Source organism: Gilvimarinus sp. 1_MG-2023 (genome assembly GCF_030548285.1).
In genome coordinates this window covers 1-252 of the sequence record NZ_JAUOSC010001365.1, presented here as the reverse complement: position 1 = coordinate 252, position 252 = coordinate 1, and the positions used below count along the sequence as shown (strand labels likewise).

Genomic DNA, 252 nt, shown 5'->3' with positions numbered 1-252 from the left:
GGCTTTTCTGATCAACGCCTGGCAACCTTGCTGGGTATTTCTGAAAAAGCCTTCCGCAAGCATCGCCAGAAATTGAATATTCGCCCGGTTTACAAGCGGGTTGATACCTGTGCGGCTGAATTTTCGACCGATACCGCTTACATGTACTCGACCTACGAGGAAGAGTGCGAAGCGAATCCGACCGATCGTGACAAGATTATTGTACTCGGTGGCGGGCCTAACCGGATTGGCCAAGGGATCGAGTTTGACTAC

General features: G+C 51.2%; 1 protein-coding gene. It reads left to right on the top strand.

All coding sequences use genetic code 11. The features are described 5' to 3' along the window. The coding region (locus Q4563_RS21300; RefSeq protein WP_303605944.1) for a carbamoyl phosphate synthase preATP-grasp domain-containing protein at nt 1–252 on the top strand (252 nt) is incomplete at both ends.